Here is a 19473-nt window from a genome sequence, read left to right on the forward strand (position 1 = left end):
GCTGGCGCTCGGCAGGTCTGCGACCCAGGCCTCTGTGCCCAATGGCGCCCTCGCAAGCTCGGTCACTGGACGGCCTTGCGGCGCACGATGTCGGCGGCCAGCTGTCCCAGCGTCATCGCGCCGAGCGCCTCGATGTCGGAGTCGGGGATCTTCACCCCGAACTCGCGCTCCATCCGCAGTGTGAGCTCGACCAGGCTGAGCGACTCCAGGTCGATGCCGCCGGTGCCGATCGGGCTGTCGTCGCCGACCTTCGCCCGGTCAATCGGCACGTTCATCTCGCCGGCCAGCGTGCTCAGCACGAACTCGCGCACGTCGGTGGTGGACGCGGTCATGGGTAGTTCCTTTCAGGAGGAGACCAGCGCCGCGGCGCGCAGGGCGCCGCGGTCGCGGACGAGCTTCCCGTTGGGGGTGCGGGGAAGTTGCGGCAGCACCCGCACCAGTTTCGGCAGCTTGTAGTCGGCCAGGTGCTCGGCGCACCACCGCACGAGGTCCTCGGCGGCGACGTCCGAGTCCACTGTGGACACGTACGCCTCGATGACGTCGCCGTGCACCAGCACCGCCTCGGCCACGGAGCCGTGCCGGGTCAGCACGTCCTCGATCTCGGTCAGGTCGACCTTGAGACCGCCGATGACGACCAGCGAGTCGCCGCGTCCGAGCAGCCGGACCGTGCCGTCCAGGGTCAGCTCGGCCCGGTCCCGGGTGCGCAGCCAACCGTCGACGTAGCGGTCCTGGCCGTCGGCGGTGAGGTACGGCGTGTCCGGCAGCCGCACCTCCAGCTCGCCGTCGCGGATGCGCAACAGCGTGCCCGGGGCGGCCGGGCCGACCGTGGGCCGCAGCCGCCCGCTGATGTCCATCGCGATCACGCCGGTCTCGGTGGTGCCGTACGACTCGCCGACGCGAACCCCGTACACGTCGTGGAATCGCTCGGCGACGGCCGGCGGCATGATCTCGCCGCCCGACACCGCGGCCCGCAGCGACGGCAGCACCGGCGGGTTTTCCGCGGTGGCCAGCAGCTCGTAGTGGAACGGCACGCCGAAGATCGCGCTGACCTCGTGCTCGGCGGCGGCGCGTAGGATGTCGGTGGCGGCCACGCGCGGCGCGAACGCCACCCCGACCCCGGCGTAGAGCGAATGCAGCAGGCCGGCGATCAGGCCGAAGCTGTGCGCGGTGGAGCTGAGCAGTAGCACCCGCTCCCCCGTCACCGGCATGCCAGGGAGCCGGTTGAACCGGCGGATCTCCTGCCGCATCGACGCTTCCGTGCGGCCGATGACCTTGGGTCGGCCGGTGGATCCGGAGCTGAACTGGATCAGCCGGTGTGTGGTCGACGCCGGCACTCCGTCGGCGCGCTTCTCCGTCACGAGTTCGTGCCGCGACCGGAAGACCAGCCGCGACGCCGTGCCGGCGCGGACCACGTGCTGCGGTCGGCACAACGCGCGCAGCTGCTCCAGTTCCGCCGGCTTGAGCCGGTGATCGACGAGCATCACCTGCGCGCCGAGCCGCCACAACGCCAGCAGCGCTTCGATCTGGGTGAAGCTCGGCGGCACCTGGAGCGCGACCGTGCTGCCGGCACGCACGCCGGAGGACGCGAACAGCGCCGCCTCCTGGTCGACCGCATCGCGCAGCTCTCCGTGCGTGACAACGTGATCGGCGATCAGGTACGGCAGGTCGTCGGGATGTTCGGACAGCAGGTCGGCCACGAGCTCCATCAGTTCTCCTTGCAGAACTCGCCGATCGGGATGCCGACGTGGCGCTTGTCGGTGGCGATGTAGCCCAGCAGCTCGTCGCCCTGCTGCAACTCCGTGACGTTGCGGACCTTCGGGCCCGGGCCGAGCACCCGCACGTGCCAGTCGTCCTGCACCGTCAGGCTCACCTCGACGCCGTCCTGCGAGTGCGCGGTGATCTGGAGCAGCGGCCGGGATTCCAGCTTCGACCGGCCGACCACGACCCGCCGCGTGCGGCCCTCGGTGTTCACCGCGAGGACGGCGCTGCCGGAACGCAGCTCGCTGAGGTAGTTGGTGCGGTTGTCCGGGCCGAGCACGTACGAGTGCAGTGCGCCGGCGTTCACCCGGAACGGCCGGGTCGGCATGTACGGCAGCGGATGCGTTTCGCTGACGCACAGGATGAAACCGGACGAGTAGGAGCCGACCAGGATGCCTTCGTCCTGCTCGAAGTGCGAACACGTGTCCACGCACACCCGGTCGCCGAGACCGACGTGGTCGATCCGGTCCACCGTCAGCGTCGACAGCTGGAGGTCCTGGGTGCCGGCCTGGAGCAGCCGGGCCAGCTGGAACACCTCGTTGGCGTCGCGCGGCGCGAGCAGCAGGCCGTCCGAGCCGTGCTCGAGGACGTCCAGCACGATGCCGGCCTCCTCGATGTCGCCGACGACGCAGACCAGCTTGCCGTCGGCGCGGTCGGCGGCGGCGATCACGATCTCCAGCGGGATCTTCGTCGGATCCGTGAAGCTGACGATCGTCCACGGCAGCCGGGCCGCCGCGGTGCAGGCCAGCTGCAGCGTGCGGTCGTCGCTCACCTCGACGAACGCCGCCCCGGCGAAGTTCTCGGCGATGAGCCGGTCCAGCTGGTCGGCGTCATTCACGACAACGGTGACCAGATCCGCCGCGCCGGTTGCGCTCTGATTGTCTTCTGGTCCCCACAACACCTTCTGCACGGTCGGCGGCAGCGTCGCGAGCAGGTTGGGGTCGTCGGACACCACGCCGGCGACCCGCGCGTGCACGGCGGCCGCGACCACGGCCTCCAACTGCTGCTGTGGCACGGTGCGGAGATCGATCCATGCGAATTTCACGCTGTCTCCAAGAGTTGGGCGGCGGCCTGGGCCGGGTGCAGCACGGCGGCGAGCTGGTGCAACAGGGAACGCGGCGTGGGCGAGGTGAAGACGCGGCGGCCGACGGCGAGCCCGGCGCAGCCGGCGTCCAGAGCGGCGCGGGCGTAGGCGACCAGGCCCGAACCGTCCGGGTCGGCGTCGGCGGCCGGGCCGCCTGCCACCAGCACCGGGATCGGGCAGCTCGCGGTGACCTCGGCCATCCGCTCGGCCGGCAGCGCCATCGACGTCTTGACCAGGTCCGCGCCCAGGTCGGCGGCGATGTTGACGACGTGCGAGAGCACGGTCGGGTCGAACGAGCTGGCCATGCGGGGGCCGCGGGCGTAGGCCATCGCGATCAGCGGCACGTTCCAGACCTGGCACTGCCCGGCCACCGCGCCCAGGTCGGCCAGCTGTCGGGCCTCGGTGTCGGAGCCGATGTTGACGTGCACGCTGACCGCGTCGGCGCCCAGCCGCAGTGCGTCCTCCACGTCCCCGACGAGGACCTTGGCGTGCTGGTCGGCGGCGTGCGAGGTGCCGGCGGACAGGTGCACGACCAGCGCGCAGTCCTGGAGCAGGCCCGGATCGATGGCCCGCATCCGTCCCTTGTGGACGATGATGGCGTCGGCGCCGCCCCGGACCACGGCCCGGATCAGCCCGTCCCAGTCCTCGTTGGCGGCGACCGGCCCGTCGGACACGCTGTGGTCCAGCGGGACGAACAGGTGCCGACCGTCCCCGGCGCGCGACAGGCGCCGGGCGCGGAACGCCTTCCCGGGATCGGCCACGATGCGCACCTCCTGTGTTCAAACGGGTTCGGCGATCGATTGAATGATTGGCCTGAATGGGGCTCCGGACAACTAACAGTCCGTGATAACTCCGCAGTTATGTCCTTCCAGAGATTGTTCCGATCATCGCTCGGACAAACTCTGATGAGACTTTGAAGCCGGTCTGCTATGGCGGGGTCAACTGTCAACCGTACGCACGTACACGCAGGCAGTCGGCCTATGGTTGACCTTGCGGGGCCTCGCTAGCATGGCGTGGCGCGGTACTCGCGGCACAATTTCTTCACATGATCGGAGTCGATCGTGACGATTTCCGTCCACGTGGCGGTGGCATACCACGGCGGCGGCGGACACACCGCCAGATTTGCGGGCGCGGTGCACGCGGGCGCCTCATCGGTGTTCGGTTGCGAATCGACGCTGGTCAGCGTGGACATGATCGACGAGGCCGGCTGGGCGGTGCTGGACGAGGCGCACGCCATCGTGTTCGGCGCGCCCACCTACATGGGCACCGCATCGGCCGAGTTCCACCGCTTCGCCGAGAGCACGTCCATGCGGTTCATGCGCAAGCGCTGGCTGGACAAGCTGGCCGCCGGCTTCACCAACTCCGGCGACAAGGCCGGCGACAAGGCTTCGACCCTGGGCTACTTCCAGACCCTGGCCGCCCAGCACGGAATGACCTGGGTGAACCTCGGGTTGAAGTCGGGGTGGAACACCGCGCGCGGCAGCGAGCACGACCCCAACCGGCTCGGCTTCCACGCCGGCGCGGCGGCGCAGTCGCTGCTGGGCAGCAAGCCCGACGACGTGCACGCCGCCGACCTCGCGACCGCCGAGCACCTCGGCAAGCGGGTGGCCGAGCAGGCCGCGATCTTCGTGGTCGGCCGCGCGGCGCTGGCCCCGGTGCGGTGACCGTCGCGGCCGATCCCGTTGTGCGGCCCCGGATCTGGGCGGCCGTGCTGGGTGTCGCCGTGCTCGCGCAGACGGTGTCGGCGATGGACAGCTCGGTGCTCAACCTGGCCGTGAAGACGCTGGCCGACCCGGTGGCCGGGCTCGGCGCCGGCACCGGCGAGCTGGCCTGGGCTATCAGCGCCTACACCGTGGTCTACGCGGCGGCGATGTTCGCCGGCGGCGCGCTGGCCGACCGGTTCGGGCCGCGCTGGGCGTTGTGCGCCGGTCTCGTCGTGTTCATGGTCACGTCCACGCTGGCGGCGTTTTCGCTCACACCGCTGGAACTCGTGCTGTGTCGCGGTGGCATGGGCGTCGGCGCGGCGCTGATCACGCCGGCGACGCTGTCGCTGGCCCTGCGGGCGTCGACGCCGGCGCAGCGGCCGAAGGCGGTGGCGATCTGGGCATCGGCCGCGGCGGTCGGTCTGGCCATCGGCCCGATCGTCGGAGGGCTGCTGCTGAGCCGGCTGTGGTGGGGCTCGGTGTTCCTGCTCAACGTGCCCGTGACGGCGATCTGCCTGGTGGGCATCGCGTTGTGGGTGCCGCGGCTGCACGTCGACCAGCTCCTTGGCGACCAGCTCCTTGGCGACCAGCGACGACCGCTGGACTGGCCGGGGTTGGCGCTGTCCTTCCTCGGCCTGCTCGGCCTCGTGTACGGCGTGATCCAGATCGGCGGCGACGTCGGCTGGACCTCGCCTTCCGTGCTGTTGCCGCTGATCACCGGCATCGCGCTGCTGGTCGCCTTCGCGGTGCAGCAAAGCCGTTCCCGTGCACCGAGTTTCGACGTGCGGCTGTTCCTGCGGCGGCGATTCGCCGGCGGCAGCCTGGTGCTGACCGTGGCGTTCTTCGGCATCACCGGACAGCTGTTCTATGCCTCCTTCTATCTCCAGGACGTGCTGGGGCTCAGCCCGCTCGGCGCGGGCCTGGCCATCGCGCCGACCGCCGCCGGCATCCTGGCCGGCAACCTGTGGGCGCCCGCGCTGGTGCGTCGCTGGTCCGTACGGGCCGTGGCGTCCGCCGGCATGATCGTCACCGTCGGCACGCTCGCGTGCTATCTGGTGTTCGACGGTTCCACGCCGGTTGTCCTTTTCGGACTGATGATGCTGGTGCAGGGATTCGCGATGGGCACGGTCGTGGTGCCGGCGACCAGCGCCGCCATGGCCGACCTGCCGGCCGAACGCAGCGGCGCCGGCTCGGCCGTCACGTCCGGGCTGCGCCAGTTCGGCGGCACGCTCGGCATCGCCGTCGGCAGCACGATTCTCAGCGCCTGGTACCGGTCCGGACTGCGGCCCGCGCTGTCCGGGCTGCCGGACGACCTCGCACGACAGGCCCTCGGCTCGACGCAGGCGGCGCTGTCCGTCGCCCGCGCGGCCGGCCGGCCCGACCTCGTGGAGGCCGCCACCTCCGCGTATCTGCACGCGATGCGGGTCACCGCCGGCACGAGCGCCGCACTCTGCCTGAGCGGACTGGTCCTCATCGCCGTGTGTCTGGGTGGCAAATCCGACTGAGGAGAGGAACCGATGCAGGTCGAGTTGCGACACCTCCAGGTGATCCGGTCGGTGGCGGACGCCGGCAGCATCAGCCGGGCCGCCACGCAGCTGCGGATCGCGCAGTCCGGGCTCACCGCGCAGGTGCAACGCATCGAGCAGGAACTCGGCGGCGCGCTGTTCCGGCGGACCCCGACCGGCGTCGCGCTCACCGACCTCGGCCAGCACGTGGTCGCGCGGGCCCGGGACGTGCTGGCGCAGTTCGACGACCTGGTGGAGAGCACGCGGGTGCTGGCGGTGCGCGACGAGCCGCCGGCGGCGATCCGGGTGTGCGGCCCGCTCGGCCCGATCACGCCGATGCTGGCCGGCGCGGTGCGGGAGTTGTTGCCGCACCGGGAACAAGTCACGCACATCGCCCACAACTGCCAGGCGCTCAACGAGGTTCTCCAGGCGTCCGAGTTCGATATCGCCGTGTGCGGACAGCAGCCGTCCGTGCCGATCCAGCTGCCGGCCGGTCTGCACACCCGCAACCTGGTCAACGAAACCGCCTACATCGGGTTGTCCGCTTCGCACCGGCTGGCCGACCGGATGACGCTGCGGCTGGCCGATCTCGCCGACGAGGACTGGGTGCTGCCGCAGGAGAAGCTGTCCGGGCTCGCTACCTCCCTGCGGCTGGCCTGCGAGGAGGCCGGCTTCACGCCGCGCTGCCGGCACATCGGGGCGGACATGGCGACCGCGGCGATGATGGTCCGATGTGGACACGCCATCGCCGCGTTCTACCCGTCGGCCGTGACCGTTCCCGGCATGGTGCTGCGCCCACTGGTCGGCAACCCGTTGCAGCGCACCATGCAGCTGGTGTGGCAGCCCAACTCCGCGGTGGCCGACCTCGCGGACCTGCTGCACGCCAAGGTGGTCAAGCGCTACCAGACCCTCGTGCACGACCACCCGGTGTACGCGGCCTGGTGGGAATCGGCTAGTTCGTGATGTTGTCGGTGGGAATGACCCGCGCCATGTTGCGTTCGGCCAGCGCGGTGATCGTGACGAACGGGTTGACGCCGGTCCAGCCGGGGATCAGCGACGCGTCGTTGACGTACAGGCCGGGATAGCCGGGCACGCGCCCGTACATGTCGGTCGCCGAGCCCAGCACCGCACCGCCCAGCGGGTGATAGCAGAAGTCGTCGCCGAACGCCCGGTTGCCGCTGAACAGGTCGTATCGGTAGATCGTCCCGTTGGCCGCGTTCACCTTGTCGAACAACGTCTTCGCCGCGTTCTCGGCGAAGTCCTTCTGGCTCGGGCCCCAGTTCAGCCGGGCCTGCCCGCTGGTGGGGTCGTAGCTGAAGGAGCCGCGCTCGGGGCTCTTGGTGATCGCCAGGTACAGGCTGATGAACAGCTCGAAGTTGGCCGGCATCGGGGCGATCTCGGCGAACACCGGCACGGCCTGGTTGCGGGCGTCGATGCCCAGGGTCGGCATGCCCGACTGCACCGAGCCGGTCGGCTTCCAGTTCGCGCGGGCCGTCATGATGTTGCCGTTGGGGCCCCAGTTCTGGCCGAACTGCTGCGACAACGCCGGCAGCGTGCCGGTTTCCCGCGCCTGAAGGAGCAGGTTCATCGTGCCGAGCACGCCGGCGCCGAGGAACAGGTACTTGCAGTTGACGGTCTGCGACGACGTCGTGTTGCCGTTGGTGTCCACAGTGGACGTGTTCACGGCGTAGGTGCCGTCGGCGTTGCGGCCGATGCCGGTGACCTTGGTCAGCGTCTTCAGCGTGACGTTGCCGGTGCCGAGCGCGGCCGGCACGTACGACTTGTCCAGGCTGCGCTTGCCGTGGTTGTTGCCGTAGATGACCTCGCAGTTCAGCGCCGACTTCGGCACCTGGCCGAGCGCCTCCTGCTCCATGTAGTCGAAGTCGTACACGTTGGGCACGAACGCGGTGGAGAAGCCGGCCTTGGCCGCGTCGTCGCGGCCGACCCGGGCGAACTGGTAGCAGTCGGTGGTGTTCCACCAGTTCGGGTCGACACTGTTCACGCCGAGCATCCGGTTGGCCAGCGGGTAGTAGGTGGTGTACATCTCGTCGACGTCGACCCCGGGCAGGATGTCCGGGAACGAGTCCTTCGTCGGCGTCACGGCCATTCCGCCGTTGACGAGGGAGCCGCCGCCGACGCCGCGCCCGACGTAGACCTTCATGTTGGGGAAGTCCACCCGGTCCAGCACGCCGGCGTAGGAGTTGATCTGCTTGTTGATCACCGGCAGCCAGAGCAGGGTGTCCAGCGGCGCCTCGGTCATCGTCTTGAACCACATGGCCCGCTGGTCCGGATTGACCATCGTGCAGAACACGTTTCCGTCCGCGGCGGGTGTGTTCCACAGCTGGCCCATTTCCAGCATGAGGGTCCGCACGCCCGCGGCGCCCAGACGCAGGGCCGACACCGAGGCGCCGTAGCCGCTCCCGACCACGACTGCGGGCACGAAGGTGCTGGTCGCCGCGCGTGCGACCCGGGGATCCGCGGCGACCACGGTCGCACCGGCAGCAGCGGCGGCGCCGAGCATCGTCAGCCCGAGCATCCGCCTGCGAGACATCATTGTCGTGCGCATGCGTCTCATAATGACGCTAGAACACGTTTCACCAACGCGGCCGAATGTATGAATATCGCGCCGTTTACCAGCAGTTATGGATCAAGAACGTGTTTCAGAACCGGCCGGCGAAAAGGATCTTCGAAACCTGGTTGTCCGTTTGCTGGCCGTCGTCGTAGCCGCCCTGCCCGTTGAGACTGTTCATCACGGACAACGTGTAGCGGGCGTCCGGCCCGGCGAAGCCGACGGTGTTCATCACCCAGCCGCCCTGCTCCTGCGACCAGCCGTCCTTGTTGCCCGGCTGTGCCGCCGGGCCGGCCGCCCACACGCCCCACTGCTGGTCCGGCGCGACCGCCCGCAGCTGGCCGACGATGTAGTCGCGGAGGTCGGCCGGCAGCTGGGTGAGCACGTAGTTGATCAGCGCGTCCAGGTCGCCCGGCGTGCACTTCTGGAATCCCCAGTAGGGATAGAAGTTGCTGAAGCCCTTCTGCGGCTGCACCGAGGTCATGCCGTATGTCGGAAACGCGTCGTTGAAGGCCATGTGGTCCGCGCCGGCGTACTTGAACCAGAGCGAGTCCGCGGCGTTGTCGTCGGAGCTGTTGAGCATGCGCTGGATCAGGTCGCGGTCGCCGGCGCTGAGCGTGATCTGCCCGGCCTTGTCCCTGAGGAACAAGTTCACCGTCATCGCCAGCTTGATCGTGGACGCCGTCCAGACCAGGGTGTCGGCCTTGTCGTTGCGCCACACCTGTCCGGTCTGCCGGTCCCGCAGCACGATGCCCGTTGTGCCCGGCCTGGTCGCGACGTACGCCTGCGCGGCCTGGATGCGCTGGCGCATGTCGCAGTCGAAGTCCGTGCCCGGAACGGGGCAGGCCGGCGCGGCGCTGGTCGTGGTCGTCGGCGGCCCCGCGCTGCTGCTCTTGGCGAGTTCCTGCATGCTGGCGGTCATCGGCGGCAGCTGTGACTCCGGCACGCCGGCCGCGCCGCACCCGGCGAGGACGAGGGCAGCAAGCAGCAGCGCGCACCCGCGCAGGGCCGATCGGATCACCGGTCCAGGCTAACGGCCCAGCGGCGGCTGGTTGTTGACGGGCCGCCCGCACTGTGACAGCCTGACCGAGATTGGTCTAGTCCAATGGATCGTGGAGGCGACGACCGGTGACGATCGCGCAGCGCAGCCCGGAGCTGCTCCGCCTTGCCGACGCCGTGCTCCAGCCCGGCTTCGAGGGCACCACCCCGCCGGACTGGCTGCGCCGCCGGCTCGACGAGGGCCTCGGCGGCGCCGTCCTGTTCTCACGCAACATCACGTCGCCCGACCAGGTCGCCGCGCTGACCGCCGAGCTGCGGCAGCACAAGCCGGACGTGCTCGTCGCCATCGACGAGGAGGCCGGCGACGTCACGCGGCTGGAGGCCGCCACCGGCAGCTCCCGGCCCGGCAACCTGGCGCTCGGCGTCGTCGACGACACGCGGCTGACCGCCGAACTCGCCCGCGGCCTCGGCCAGGACCTCGCCGCCGTCGGCGTCAACCTGAACTACGCGCCGAGCGGGGACGTCAACTCCAATCCCGACAACCCGGTCATCGGCGTGCGGTCCTTCGGCTCCGACCCCGAGCTGGTCGCACGGCAGACCGCCGCCTGGATCCGCGGGCTCCAGGCCAGCGGCGTCGCCGCGTGCGTCAAGCACTTCCCCGGGCACGGCGACACCGGCGTCGACTCACACCTCGCGCTGCCCGAGATCGCCGCCTCCGCCGAGGAGATGGCCGCCGTCGCGCTGCCGCCGTTCCGGGCCGCATTCGAGGCCGGCGTGAAGTCCGTGATGTGCGGGCACCTGATGGTTCCCGCCTACGACACAGAGTTCCCGGCGACGCTCTCGCGCCGGATCCTCGTCGACCTCCTGCGGACCGAGCTGGGCTTCGACGGACTTCTGGTCACCGACGCGTTGGAGATGAAGGCGGTCTCCGACCGCTGGGGCCTGACCGGCGCCGCCGTGCTGGCCATCGCCGCCGGCGCGGACGCGCTGTGCGTCGGCGGTGGGCTGTGCGACGAGGACACCGCCGTCGCGCTGCGGGACGCCCTGGTCGACGCCGTCGCCTCCGGTCAGCTGGCGGAGTCCCGGCTGCGGGAGGCCGCCGGCCGGGTCGCCGCGCTGGCGTCCTGGGTGGGCACCGTCACCGACTCCGCGCCGGTCGAACCCGAGATCGGGCTGGAGGCGGCGCGGCGGGCCATCCGGGTCACCGTCGCGCCCGGTGAGCGGTCCCTGCCGCTGACCGCCGCCCCGCACGTCGTCGAGTTCCGGCCGCAGATGAACCAGGCCGTCGACAGCTCCACGCCGTGGGGTCTCGGCGCTCCCCTGTCGGCTCTGCTGCCGGGCACGACCGTGGCGACGTTCACCCCCGGCGACGGCTCCGTGGACCTCGCCCCCGCCGCCGGCCGGCCGCTCGTGCTGGTGGTCCGGGACGCGCACCGCCACCCGTGGATGAGCACCGCCCTCGACGAGGCGCTGGCCGTCCGCCCCGATGCCGGCGTCGTGGAGATGGGCCTCCCCGACGGCCCCGCCCGCGGCGCCTTCCACCTCGCCACCCACGGCGCCACCCGTGCCACCGGCCAAGCCGCCGCCGAAGTCCTCGCCGGCTGAACCCCCGCGAGTCGCGCTCTCGGACCCACCGAATGCACGTCTCAGGCACACCGCGGCGAGCGTCACACCGAAATGCGGTGTCGTGCGGAGCTGAGACCCCGGGCTCGTTTCTGCCCGAAACCGCATTTCGGTGTGCCTGTGAGCGCGACTCGCGGGGGGTTGTCACTTGCCGGTGAACACCGCCTTGCGGCGTTCGATGAAGGATTGGACGCCTTCGGCGGCGTCGGCGCTGGTCAGGAGGGGGTGCAGGTCGGCGGCCAGCCGGGACAGGGCGGCGGTCGGGTCGTCGAGGGCGGCGCGGGCGGACGCGAGGGTGGCTCGCACTCCCAGCGGCGCCTGGGCAGCGATGCGCGACGCCAGCTCGATGGCCCGGTCCACCTGCTGCCCGGCCGGCACGACCTCCTGCACCAGCCCGATCCGGTACGCCTCGGCGGCGTCGAACTCGTCGCCGGTGAGCAGCCACCGCATGGCGTTGCCCCAGCCGGCGGCCTGCGGCAGCCGGACGGTCGCCCCGCCGAACGGGTAGATGCCGCGCTGGATCTCGATCTGCGCGAACCGCGTTCCCTCGGCGGCGATCCGCACATCGGAGGCGAGCAGCAGCTCGATGCCCAGCGTCAGGCACCAGCCCTGCGCCGCCGCGACCACCGGCTTCGTCCGCGCCGGACCGGCGATCCCCCACGGGTCGACCGATCCCTTCGCGAACGTGAGGCCGTCGCCCAGGTGCGGCGCGACCTGGGCGAGGTCGAGGCCGGCGGTGAAGTGGTCGCCGTGCGCGAACAGCACCCCCACCCACGCGTCGGGGTCACGCTCCAACTCGCCGTAGGCGGCGGCCAGCTCGGCGAGCATGTCCGTGGTGAACGAGTTGCGCTTGTCCACCCGGTCCAGGCCGATCAGCAGCAGGTGCTCGCGACGTTCCACGGTGATCGACATCGAACCTCCAGCTGAGTTGCAATATGAGACTCAACACTCAACCCGAGACGTGCGAGTTCCGCAAGCGGTGTTTCTGCCGCGCGTTCCGCGCGGGCTCGGCCGCTCCGAGCCGATGCCTTCCCTTGTCCCGTTCACGTGCCGCGAGGCCGGCAACGGGGCAAGTCGGCCGCGGCACGCGAACGGGCCTGCGGTCCAGGCATCGGCGCGGCCTCGGCATACTGGCCGGGTGGTCAACCATCGCGAAGTAACGGTCAACGGCATCCAGATGCACATCGCCGAGCAGGGGACGGGCCCGCTCGTGCTGCTGCTGCACGGTTTCCCGGAGAGCTGGTACTCCTGGCGGCACCAGTTCCAGCCGCTGGCAGACGCCGGCTTCCACGTCGTCGCCCCGGACCAGCGCGGCTACGCCGGCACCGACAAGCCGGACGCCATCGAGGACTACACGCTGCTGCACCTGGTCGGCGACGTGATCGGCCTGATCCACGCCCTCGGCGAGCGCGAGGCCGTGGTCATCGGGCACGACTGGGGCGCGCCGGTGGCCTGGAACACGGCGCTGCTGCGGCCGGACATCATCCGCGGCGTCGCCGGCCTGAGCGTGCCGCCGACCCGCCGCGCGCCGGCGAAGCCCCTGAGCCTGCTGGAGCAGCGCTTCGGCAAGGGCTTCTACCAGATCTACTTCCAGGAGCCGGGCGTCGCCGACGCCGAGCTGGGCGCCGACCTCAAGGACACCTTCCGCCGCTTCCTGGTGGCCGCCTCCGGCGACGGCGCGGCCGCCGCGCCGGTGGTGCCCGACGGCGTGACCGGCTTCCTGTCCACCATGCCGTACCCGGAGACGCTGCCGTCCTGGCTGACCGAGGCCGACATCGACGCCTTCGCCGCGCAGTACGAGCGCAACGGCTTCACCGGCGGGCTGAACTGGTACCGCAACATCGACCGGAACTGGGAGCTGACCGCCGCCTGGGCCGGGGCGCAGATCACCCCGCCCGCCTTCTACATCACCGGCACCCGGGACGTCGTCCGCACCTTCGGCATGCCCGGCTTCATCGAGAAGCTGCCGGAGCTCGCGCCGAACCTGCGCGGGGTGCTGGATCTGGACGGTTGCGGCCACTGGACGCAGCAGGAGCGCCCGGATGAGGTCAACGCGGCCCTGATCGAGTTCCTCAAGGGACTCTGAATCGATTTCCCGGCGTAGCCTGGGAAATCTGATGGGAATCCTCGTCGATCTGCTGGTCAGCCTGCTCGGACTCGGTGCGGTCGGGCTGGCCAGCAGCGCGCGGGTGATCAAGCAGTACGAGCGGGGCGTCGTGTTCCGGCTGGGCCGGGTGCGCGACGCGGCGCGCGGCCCGGGCCTGACCATGCTGGTGCCGGCGGTGGACCGGATGCGCAAGGTGAGCCTGCAGATCGTGTGCATGCCCGTGCCGGCGCAGGACGGCATCACCCGGGACAACGTCACCGTCCGGGTGGACGCGGTCGTCTACTTCACGGTGGCCGACCCGATCAAGGCGATCATCGCGGTGGAGGACTACCAGTTCGCGGTGTCGCAGGTGGCGCAGACGTCCCTTCGCTCCATCATCGGCAAGAGCGACCTGGACGACCTGCTGTCCAACCGCGAGCGGCTCAACGAGGGCCTGGAGCTCATGATCGACAGCCCGGCGCTGGGCTGGGGCGTGCACATCGACCGGGTGGAGATCAAGGACGTCGCGCTGCCGGAGTCCATGAAGCGCTCGATGTCCCGGCAGGCCGAGGCCGAGCGTGAGCGGCGGGCCCGGGTGATCTCCGCGGACGGCGAGCTGCAGGCGTCGCACAAGCTGGCCGAGGCGGCCGCCACCATGGCGGACACGCCGGCCGCGCTGCAACTGCGGCTGCTGGAGACGGTGGTCGAGGTGGCCGCCGAGAAGAACTCGACTCTCGTGCTGCCCTTCCCGGTGGAGCTGCTGCGCTTCCTGGACCGGGCCGCGGCCGAGCGCGAGACCGACGGCAAGGTTGAAAGGCGGGACTAGCATTGGTATCCGTGACGGCATTCCCAGCTCGATCCCTCGATCCGGTCGCGGGCCTGCGTAGCGCGGTGGACGCCACCCTGACCGAACTGCTCACCGCCCGCCCGGAGCCCGACCGCGTGTGCCCGGGCCTGTCCGCGGCGCTGGCGGCCTGCGCCTTCGCCGAGGTCGACGACATCGGCGACGCGCCGAACCTGTTGCGGGCGGCCGTGGACCACGCCCACCACGAGGAGTTCGCCGAGGCCCGGATGCTGCTGGTGGCCGGGCAGCACGTGTTGCGGGCCACCGCGGCGCGCCGCGCGCTGCTGATCCCCGCCCGCCGCGACCCGGTGCCGGCCGGCGCCCCGACCGGCTGATCCACAGTGGACTGAGCTCCGATCGCCCCGCGGTTCCCAGCAGATGGGACGGGCCCGCGGCGCTGGCTACGCTGGCAGTGAGGGCGATCGGGGGTGTGCATGAGCACGCTGGTGTTTGTCGGCGCCGGGCCGCGCGCGACGGGCGTCCTGGAGCGGATCTCCGCCAACCTGCCGGAATTCCCGCAGGCGCTGGACATCCACTTCGTCGACCCGCATCCGCCCGGCGCGGGCCGGGTCTGGCGGCACGCGCAGTCGCCGCTGCTGCGGATGAACTCGATGGCCGAGGACGTCACGATGTTCACCGACGACAGCGTGGTCTGCGCGGGCCCTATCCGGCCGGGGCCGTCGCTGTACGAATGGGCGGCGCAGGTTCGCGCCGGCGGCCCGGCCGATCCCGAGCTGCAAGCCCTGACCGGCACCGGCTTCCCCACCCGTCGGCTGCAAAGCCGTTACCTGGAGTGGGTTTTCGAGACCGTCGTCAAGGGGCTGCCGGACACCGTCACGGTGACCGTGCACCAGACGACGGCGACCGGCGTGACCGACGGGCCCGACGGCCGGCAGCTGGTGGAGCTGGCCGACGGTGAGACGCTGACCGCGGACATCGCCGTGCTGACGCTGGGCCACCTGGATGCGGAACCGCTCGCCGAGCACCGCAGGTTGGCGGATTACGCCCGTGACAACGACCTTCGCTACATCCCGCCGGAATACGCCTCGGACACCGACCTTTCCGTGTTGCGGCCCGGTGAACACGTTGTGATGCGCGGGTTCGGGCTGTCCTTCGTCGACCTGATGGTGCTGCTCACGGAGGGCCGCGGCGGGCGGTTCGTCGACGGCCGCTACCTCCCCTCCGGGCAGGAACCCGTGCTGCACGTGGGGTCGCGCCGCGGCGTCCCGTACCACTCGAAGACGAACTACCGCCTGCTCGCCGGGCGCCCGCCGCTGCCGCGCTTCCTGACGCCGGAGGTGATCGATGCCGTGCCGGCGGGCGCCGACTTCCGGGCCGACGTGTGGCCGCTGGTGGCGAAGGAGATCGCCTGGGCCTACTACCACGAGCTGTTCAACGGGCATCCCGACCGTGTGCGGATGGACTGGGTCGACTTCGACCGCTGGTACGCCACGCTGCCGTGGGGCAGCCCGACCCTGGAGTCGCTGATCCGGCGGGCGGTGCCGTCGCCCGACGACCGGATCGACTTCGAGGCGCTCGATCGTCCGCTGCGAGGACGGACCGTCGATCTGCGCGACTACATCGTCGCCGACATCGGCCGCCGCACCGATGACCGGTTCAGCGCCGACCTGGGGGCGTTCTTCGGGCTGCTCTCCTGCTACGGGCAGTTGCAGCGGCTGACGTCGCTGCGGCCGGAATCGCAGGTGCGGGACCTCGACGGCTGGTGGCACGGCTTCTTCAGCTTCATGGCCAGCGGGCCGCCGGACTTCCGCCTCCGGCAGTTGCTGGCGCTGCACGCCGCCGGCATCGTGCACTTCCTCGGCGCCGACATGTGGGTCCGCGCCGAGGACGGTGTGTTTCGGGCCGGCGGCGGCTCCGGGACGGCCACCGCCACCGCGCTGGTCGAGGCGTACCAGCCGGGGCCGTCGGTGTCGGGCAGCGCCTCGGGGCTGCTGCGCACCGTCGGCGGCGTCGAGGAGGTCCTGGTCGACGGGGCCCACACCGTACGGACCGGGCTGCTGCGCATCGACGCCGACGGGCGGGTGATCACCCCGTCCGGACAGCCGCACCCCCGGCTGTTCGCCCTCGGCGCCCCCTCCACCGAACGGGCCGTGCCGGCCTTCGCCCGGCCTCGGATCAACGCGCCGACCTTCCGTCAGAACGACGCCACCGCCCGAGCCCTGCTGGCCGCCCTGGCGTGACGCGCCTCTACTGGTCGACATACCGCCTGGTCGGTATGCTCGCGGCGAACAACCGCCGACCAGCTCAAGGAGGAGCACGTGCCGGAGACGAGCCAACGGGTCGCCATCGTGACCGGAGCAGCCCGGGGAATCGGCGCCGCCACCGCGGTGCGGCTGGCCGCCGACGGCTTCGCCGTCGCCGTGCTCGACCTGGACGAGGCCGCCACCAAGCAGACCGTGGACGCCATCGTCGAGGCCGGCGGCCGGGCGATCGGCGTGGGCGCCGACGTCAGCGACGCCGACCAGGTGCAGGCCGCGGTCGACCGGGTGGCCGCCGAACTCGGCGCGCCGACCGTCCTGGTCAACAACGCCGGCGTCACCAAGGACAACCTGATCTTCAAGATGTCCGAGGCCGACTGGGACACCGTCATCAACGTGCACCTGCGGGGCTCGTTCCTGATGACCAAGGCCGTGCAGAAGCACATGACCGAGGCCAAGTGGGGCCGGATCGTGAACCTGTCCAGCACCTCGGCGCTGGGCAACCGCGGCCAGGTCAACTACTCCGCGGCCAAGGCGGGCCTGCAGGGCTTCACCAAGACGCTGGCCATCGAGCTGGGCAAGTTCAACGTGACGGCGAACGCGATCGCCCCGGGCTTCATCGCCACCGACATGACCGCGGCCACCGCGGAACGGCTCGGCGTGGGCTTCGAGGACTTCAAGACGATGGCCGCGCAGCAGATCCCGGTGAACCGCGTCGGTGTGCCCGAGGACATCGCGCACACCGTGTCCTTCCTGGTCAGCGAGGGCGCGGGCTTCGTGTCCGGCCAGGTCATCTACGTCGCCGGAGGCCCCCGTGACTGACCTCGCCGCCAAGGTCGAGGAGTTCCTCGCCGCGCACCCGACCGAGGGCGCGGACCCGGTGCAGTGGCTCGGCGCGCGCTTCGACGCCGGCCTGGCCTTCGTGCACTTCCCCGTCGGCCTGGGCGGGCTGGGCGCGTCCCGGTCCGCACAGCAGGCCGTGGACGAGGCCTTCCTGGCCGCGAACGCGCCGCAGCCCAACCCGGCCGCGCCCGTCATCGGCTACGGCATGGCCGCGCCGACGATCCTCAAGTTCGGCACCGACGAGCAGAAGCAGCGCTTCCTGCGGCCGCTCTACACCGGCGAGGAGGTGTGGTGCCAGCTGTTCAGCGAGCCCGGCGCCGGCTCCGACCTCGCCACCCTGGCCACCCGCGCTGTCCGTGACGGCGACGAGTGGGTCGTCGACGGCCAGAAGGTGTGGACGACGATGGGCCACGTGGCCCGCTGGGGCATCCTGGTCGCCCGCACCGATCCGTCGCTGCCCAAGCACCAGGGCCTGACCTACTTCCTCTGCGACATGACCGACCCGGGCGTCGACGTCCGGCCGCTGCGCCAGATCACCGGCGAGGCCGAGTTCAACGAGGTGTTCCTGTCCGGGGTGCGAGTCCCGGACGCGAACCGGCTGGGCGCGGTCGGCGAGGGCTGGAAGGTCGCCACCACCACGCTGATGAACGAGCGCGTCACCATCGGCGCGCACGCCGCCGAGCGCGAGGACGGCCTGATCGGCGCGGCCACCAAGACCTGGCGCGAGCACCCGGAGCTGCGCACGCCCGGCCTGCACGACCGGCTGCTGCGGCTGTGGGTGGACGCCGAGGCGCTGCGGCTGACCGCCGAGCGGCTGCGCCAGGGCCTGGCCGCCGGCCAGCCCGGGCCGGAGGGCTCGGCCGCCAAGCTGACGTTCGCCACCCTCAACCAGGCGATCACCGGCCTGGACGTGGAGCTGCACGGCGAGCAGGGCCTGACCTACACGGACTGGACGATGCGCCGGCCCAAGGACGCCGACTGGGCCAACCGCGACGCCGGCTTCCGGTACCTGCGCATGAAGGGCAACTCGATCGAGGGCGGCACCTCGGAGATCCTGCGCAACATCATCGCCGACCGAATCCTCCAGCTGCCCAAGGAACCGCGCGGCGACGTGGACATCCCGTGGAAGGACCTGCCCCGATGAGCGACCTTTTGTACGACGAGGTCGAGAACGACCTTCGGGCGTCGGTGCGCGACCTGCTGACCGACCGCGCGCCGTGGACGTCGGTGCTGGCCCGCGTGGAGACCGACAAGCCGTACGACCTGGAGCTGTGGCGGACGCTGGCCACCGAGATGGGCCTGGCCGGCCTGCTCGTGCCGGAGTCCCTCGGCGGCGCGGAGGCCTCCGCCCGTGAGGTCGCGGTGGTGCTGGAGGAGCTGGGCCGCGCGGTGACACCGACCCCGTTCCTGGGCAGCGCGGTGCTCGCCACGAGCGCGCTGCTGGCCGCCGGCGACACCGAGACCGTGTCGGAACTCGCTGCCGGGCAACGGATCGGCACGCTCGCGGTGCCGCTGACGACTGCGCCGAACGCCGCGTTCCCCGGCCTGGTACGGGTCGAGGACGGCAAGCTGACCGGCCGCGTCGGCAGCGTCGTGGACCTCGAGGTCGCCGATGTCGTTGTGGTGCCGGCGATCGGCCCCGACGGTCCGGAGCTGCACGTCGTGCAGACGGCGTCGGCGGGCGTCACCGTCACGCCGATCACGCCGCTGGACCTGACCCGCCGCATCGCGACGCTGGAGCTGTCCGGTGTGGAGTCCCGCAAGCTCTCCGGTGACGCGGAAGCCGCGCTGCGCAAGGCTTTGGCCACCGGCGCGGGCCTGCTGGCCGCCGAGCAGCTCGGTGTCGCGCAGTGGTGCCTGGACACGACCGCCGAGTACGTCAGCACGCGGCACCAGTTCGGCCGGCCCATCGGCTCGTTCCAGGCGATCCGGCACCGTCTCGCCGACCTGTGGGCGTCGGTGTCCTCCGCGGTGGCGGTCTCCCGCGCCGCGGCCGACGCCCTGGCCACCGGGTCCGATGTGGACATCGCCGTCGCGGTGGCGGCGTCGTTCTGCTCGGAACTGGCCGTGCACGCCGCCGAGGAGGCCTTGCAGCTGCACGGCGGCATCGGCATGACATGGGAGCACCCGGTGCACCTGTACCTGGGTCGTGCCAAGAGCTCCGAGCTGGCGCTGGGCACCCCGGAGAAGCACCGGGACGCCCTGGCCGTGTTCGCCGACCTGCCGGCCTGACAAGGAGT

Annotated in this window: 18 protein-coding genes; 11 read left to right on the top strand and 7 right to left on the bottom strand. The window is 71.1% G+C overall.

What is annotated here, in order from left to right; genetic code table 11:
- Positions 1–62: 62 nt before the first annotated feature.
- From BCF44_RS16075 to BCF44_RS16090, 4 genes are read right to left on the bottom strand one after another with little or no spacing between them, the layout of a single operon-like run.
- Complete coding sequence (locus tag BCF44_RS16075) at positions 63–332, bottom strand: acyl carrier protein (protein WP_116175100.1); 270 nt, start codon at positions 330–332, stop codon at positions 63–65.
- A gap of 12 nt (positions 333–344) precedes the next feature.
- A complete protein-coding gene (locus tag BCF44_RS16080; protein ID WP_116175101.1) occupies positions 345–1706 on the bottom strand; it encodes a class I adenylate-forming enzyme family protein in 1362 nt (453 codons plus the stop codon).
- On the bottom strand, positions 1706–2803 hold the full coding sequence (locus tag BCF44_RS16085; protein ID WP_116175102.1) for a 3-dehydroquinate synthase II family protein: 1098 nt from the start codon (positions 2801–2803) through the stop codon (positions 1706–1708). The genes BCF44_RS16080 and BCF44_RS16085 overlap by 1 nt, the downstream gene beginning before the upstream one ends.
- Positions 2800–3603 carry a 2-amino-3,7-dideoxy-D-threo-hept-6-ulosonate synthase gene (locus tag BCF44_RS16090; RefSeq protein WP_116175474.1) on the bottom strand — a complete coding sequence of 268 codons (804 nt, stop codon included), beginning with the start codon at positions 3601–3603 and terminating at the stop codon, positions 2800–2802. Before BCF44_RS16090 ends, BCF44_RS16085 begins: the two co-directional genes overlap by 4 nt.
- Before the next feature lie 300 nt (positions 3604–3903).
- On the opposite strand from BCF44_RS16090, the gene BCF44_RS16095 reads away from it, so the two are divergent.
- The 3 genes from BCF44_RS16095 to BCF44_RS16105 are packed head-to-tail and all read left to right on the top strand — an operon-like array spanning position 3904 to position 7013.
- Positions 3904–4506: a flavodoxin family protein gene (locus tag BCF44_RS16095; protein WP_116175103.1), complete on the top strand. Its 603-nt coding sequence runs from the start codon at positions 3904–3906 to the stop codon at positions 4504–4506.
- Positions 4503–6050, top strand: coding sequence for an MFS transporter (locus BCF44_RS16100; protein WP_116175104.1), 1548 nt, complete (start codon positions 4503–4505; stop codon positions 6048–6050). Before BCF44_RS16095 ends, BCF44_RS16100 begins: the two co-directional genes overlap by 4 nt.
- A gap of 12 nt (positions 6051–6062) precedes the next feature.
- Positions 6063–7013 carry a LysR family transcriptional regulator gene (locus tag BCF44_RS16105; protein ID WP_116175105.1) on the top strand — a complete coding sequence of 317 codons (951 nt, stop codon included), beginning with the start codon at positions 6063–6065 and terminating at the stop codon, positions 7011–7013.
- On the opposite strand, the gene BCF44_RS16110 is transcribed toward BCF44_RS16105, so the two are convergent.
- On the bottom strand, positions 7003–8616 hold the full coding sequence (locus BCF44_RS16110; protein WP_246015131.1) for a GMC oxidoreductase: 1614 nt from the start codon (positions 8614–8616) through the stop codon (positions 7003–7005). The two genes, BCF44_RS16105 and BCF44_RS16110, sit on opposite strands and share 11 nt — an antisense overlap.
- Positions 8617–8710: 94 nt before the next feature.
- Positions 8711–9640, bottom strand: a complete 930-nt coding sequence (locus BCF44_RS16115) for a serine hydrolase (RefSeq protein ID WP_211353046.1) — start codon at positions 9638–9640, stop codon at positions 8711–8713.
- Positions 9641–9747: 107 nt separating this feature from the next.
- Between BCF44_RS16115 and BCF44_RS16120 the strand changes: the two genes are divergently transcribed.
- The gene (locus tag BCF44_RS16120) at positions 9748–11223 is read left to right on the top strand and encodes a glycoside hydrolase family 3 protein (protein ID WP_246015133.1); all 1476 of its coding nucleotides are present in this window, start codon (positions 9748–9750) and stop codon (positions 11221–11223) included.
- Positions 11224–11385: 162 nt separating this feature from the next.
- Here BCF44_RS16120 and BCF44_RS16125 read toward each other — a convergent pair whose 3' ends face one another.
- The gene (locus BCF44_RS16125; protein ID WP_116175106.1) at positions 11386–12153 is read right to left on the bottom strand and encodes a crotonase/enoyl-CoA hydratase family protein; all 768 of its coding nucleotides are present in this window, start codon (positions 12151–12153) and stop codon (positions 11386–11388) included.
- Positions 12154–12379: 226 nt separating this feature from the next.
- Between BCF44_RS16125 and BCF44_RS16130 the strand changes: the two genes are divergently transcribed.
- The 7 genes from BCF44_RS16130 to BCF44_RS16160 all read left to right on the top strand — a co-directional run bounded on the left by BCF44_RS16130 (position 12380) and on the right by BCF44_RS16160 (position 19465).
- On the top strand, positions 12380–13327 hold the full coding sequence (locus BCF44_RS16130) for an alpha/beta fold hydrolase (protein WP_116175107.1): 948 nt from the start codon (positions 12380–12382) through the stop codon (positions 13325–13327).
- Positions 13328–13358: 31 nt separating this feature from the next.
- Entirely contained in the window at positions 13359–14153 is a 795-nt protein-coding gene (locus BCF44_RS16135) for a slipin family protein (protein WP_379800562.1), read from the top strand.
- An 11-nt stretch (positions 14154–14164) separates the two neighbouring features.
- Positions 14165–14506 carry a hypothetical protein gene (locus BCF44_RS16140; protein WP_147328507.1) on the top strand — a complete coding sequence of 114 codons (342 nt, stop codon included), beginning with the start codon at positions 14165–14167 and terminating at the stop codon, positions 14504–14506.
- 99 nt (positions 14507–14605) lie between these two features.
- A complete protein-coding gene (locus tag BCF44_RS16145) occupies positions 14606–16372 on the top strand; it encodes an FAD/NAD(P)-binding protein (RefSeq protein ID WP_116175109.1) in 1767 nt (588 codons plus the stop codon).
- Positions 16373–16450: 78 nt separating this feature from the next.
- The gene (fabG, locus tag BCF44_RS16150) at positions 16451–17212 is read left to right on the top strand and encodes a 3-oxoacyl-ACP reductase FabG (RefSeq protein ID WP_116175110.1); all 762 of its coding nucleotides are present in this window, start codon (positions 16451–16453) and stop codon (positions 17210–17212) included.
- On the top strand, positions 17205–18377 hold the full coding sequence (locus tag BCF44_RS16155) for an acyl-CoA dehydrogenase family protein (protein WP_116175111.1): 1173 nt from the start codon (positions 17205–17207) through the stop codon (positions 18375–18377). Before fabG ends, BCF44_RS16155 begins: the two co-directional genes overlap by 8 nt.
- Positions 18374–19465: an acyl-CoA dehydrogenase family protein gene (locus tag BCF44_RS16160; protein WP_116175112.1), complete on the top strand. Its 1092-nt coding sequence runs from the start codon at positions 18374–18376 to the stop codon at positions 19463–19465. Before BCF44_RS16155 ends, BCF44_RS16160 begins: the two co-directional genes overlap by 4 nt.
- The last annotated feature ends 8 nt before the right edge of the window (positions 19466–19473 follow it).

It is taken from the genome of Kutzneria buriramensis (genome assembly GCF_003387475.1).
In the GTDB taxonomy this organism is placed as follows: domain Bacteria; phylum Actinomycetota; class Actinomycetes; order Mycobacteriales; family Pseudonocardiaceae; genus Kutzneria; species Kutzneria buriramensis.

Coding starts and splice junctions, on each gene's coding strand:
- BCF44_RS16075 (WP_116175100.1), bottom strand. CDS start 332: ATGACCGCGTCCACCACCGACGTGCGCGAGTTCGTGCTGAGCACGCTG.
- BCF44_RS16080 (WP_116175101.1), bottom strand. CDS start 1,706: ATGGAGCTCGTGGCCGACCTGCTGTCCGAACATCCCGACGACCTGCCG.
- BCF44_RS16105 (WP_116175105.1), top strand. CDS start 6,063: ATGCAGGTCGAGTTGCGACACCTCCAGGTGATCCGGTCGGTGGCGGAC.
- BCF44_RS16110 (WP_246015131.1), bottom strand. CDS start 8,616: ATGCGCACGACAATGATGTCTCGCAGGCGGATGCTCGGGCTGACGATG.
- BCF44_RS16125 (WP_116175106.1), bottom strand. CDS start 12,153: ATGTCGATCACCGTGGAACGTCGCGAGCACCTGCTGCTGATCGGCCTG.
- BCF44_RS16135 (WP_379800562.1), top strand. CDS start 13,359: ATGGGAATCCTCGTCGATCTGCTGGTCAGCCTGCTCGGACTCGGTGCG.
- BCF44_RS16145 (WP_116175109.1), top strand. CDS start 14,606: ATGAGCACGCTGGTGTTTGTCGGCGCCGGGCCGCGCGCGACGGGCGTC.
- BCF44_RS16160 (WP_116175112.1), top strand. CDS start 18,374: ATGAGCGACCTTTTGTACGACGAGGTCGAGAACGACCTTCGGGCGTCG.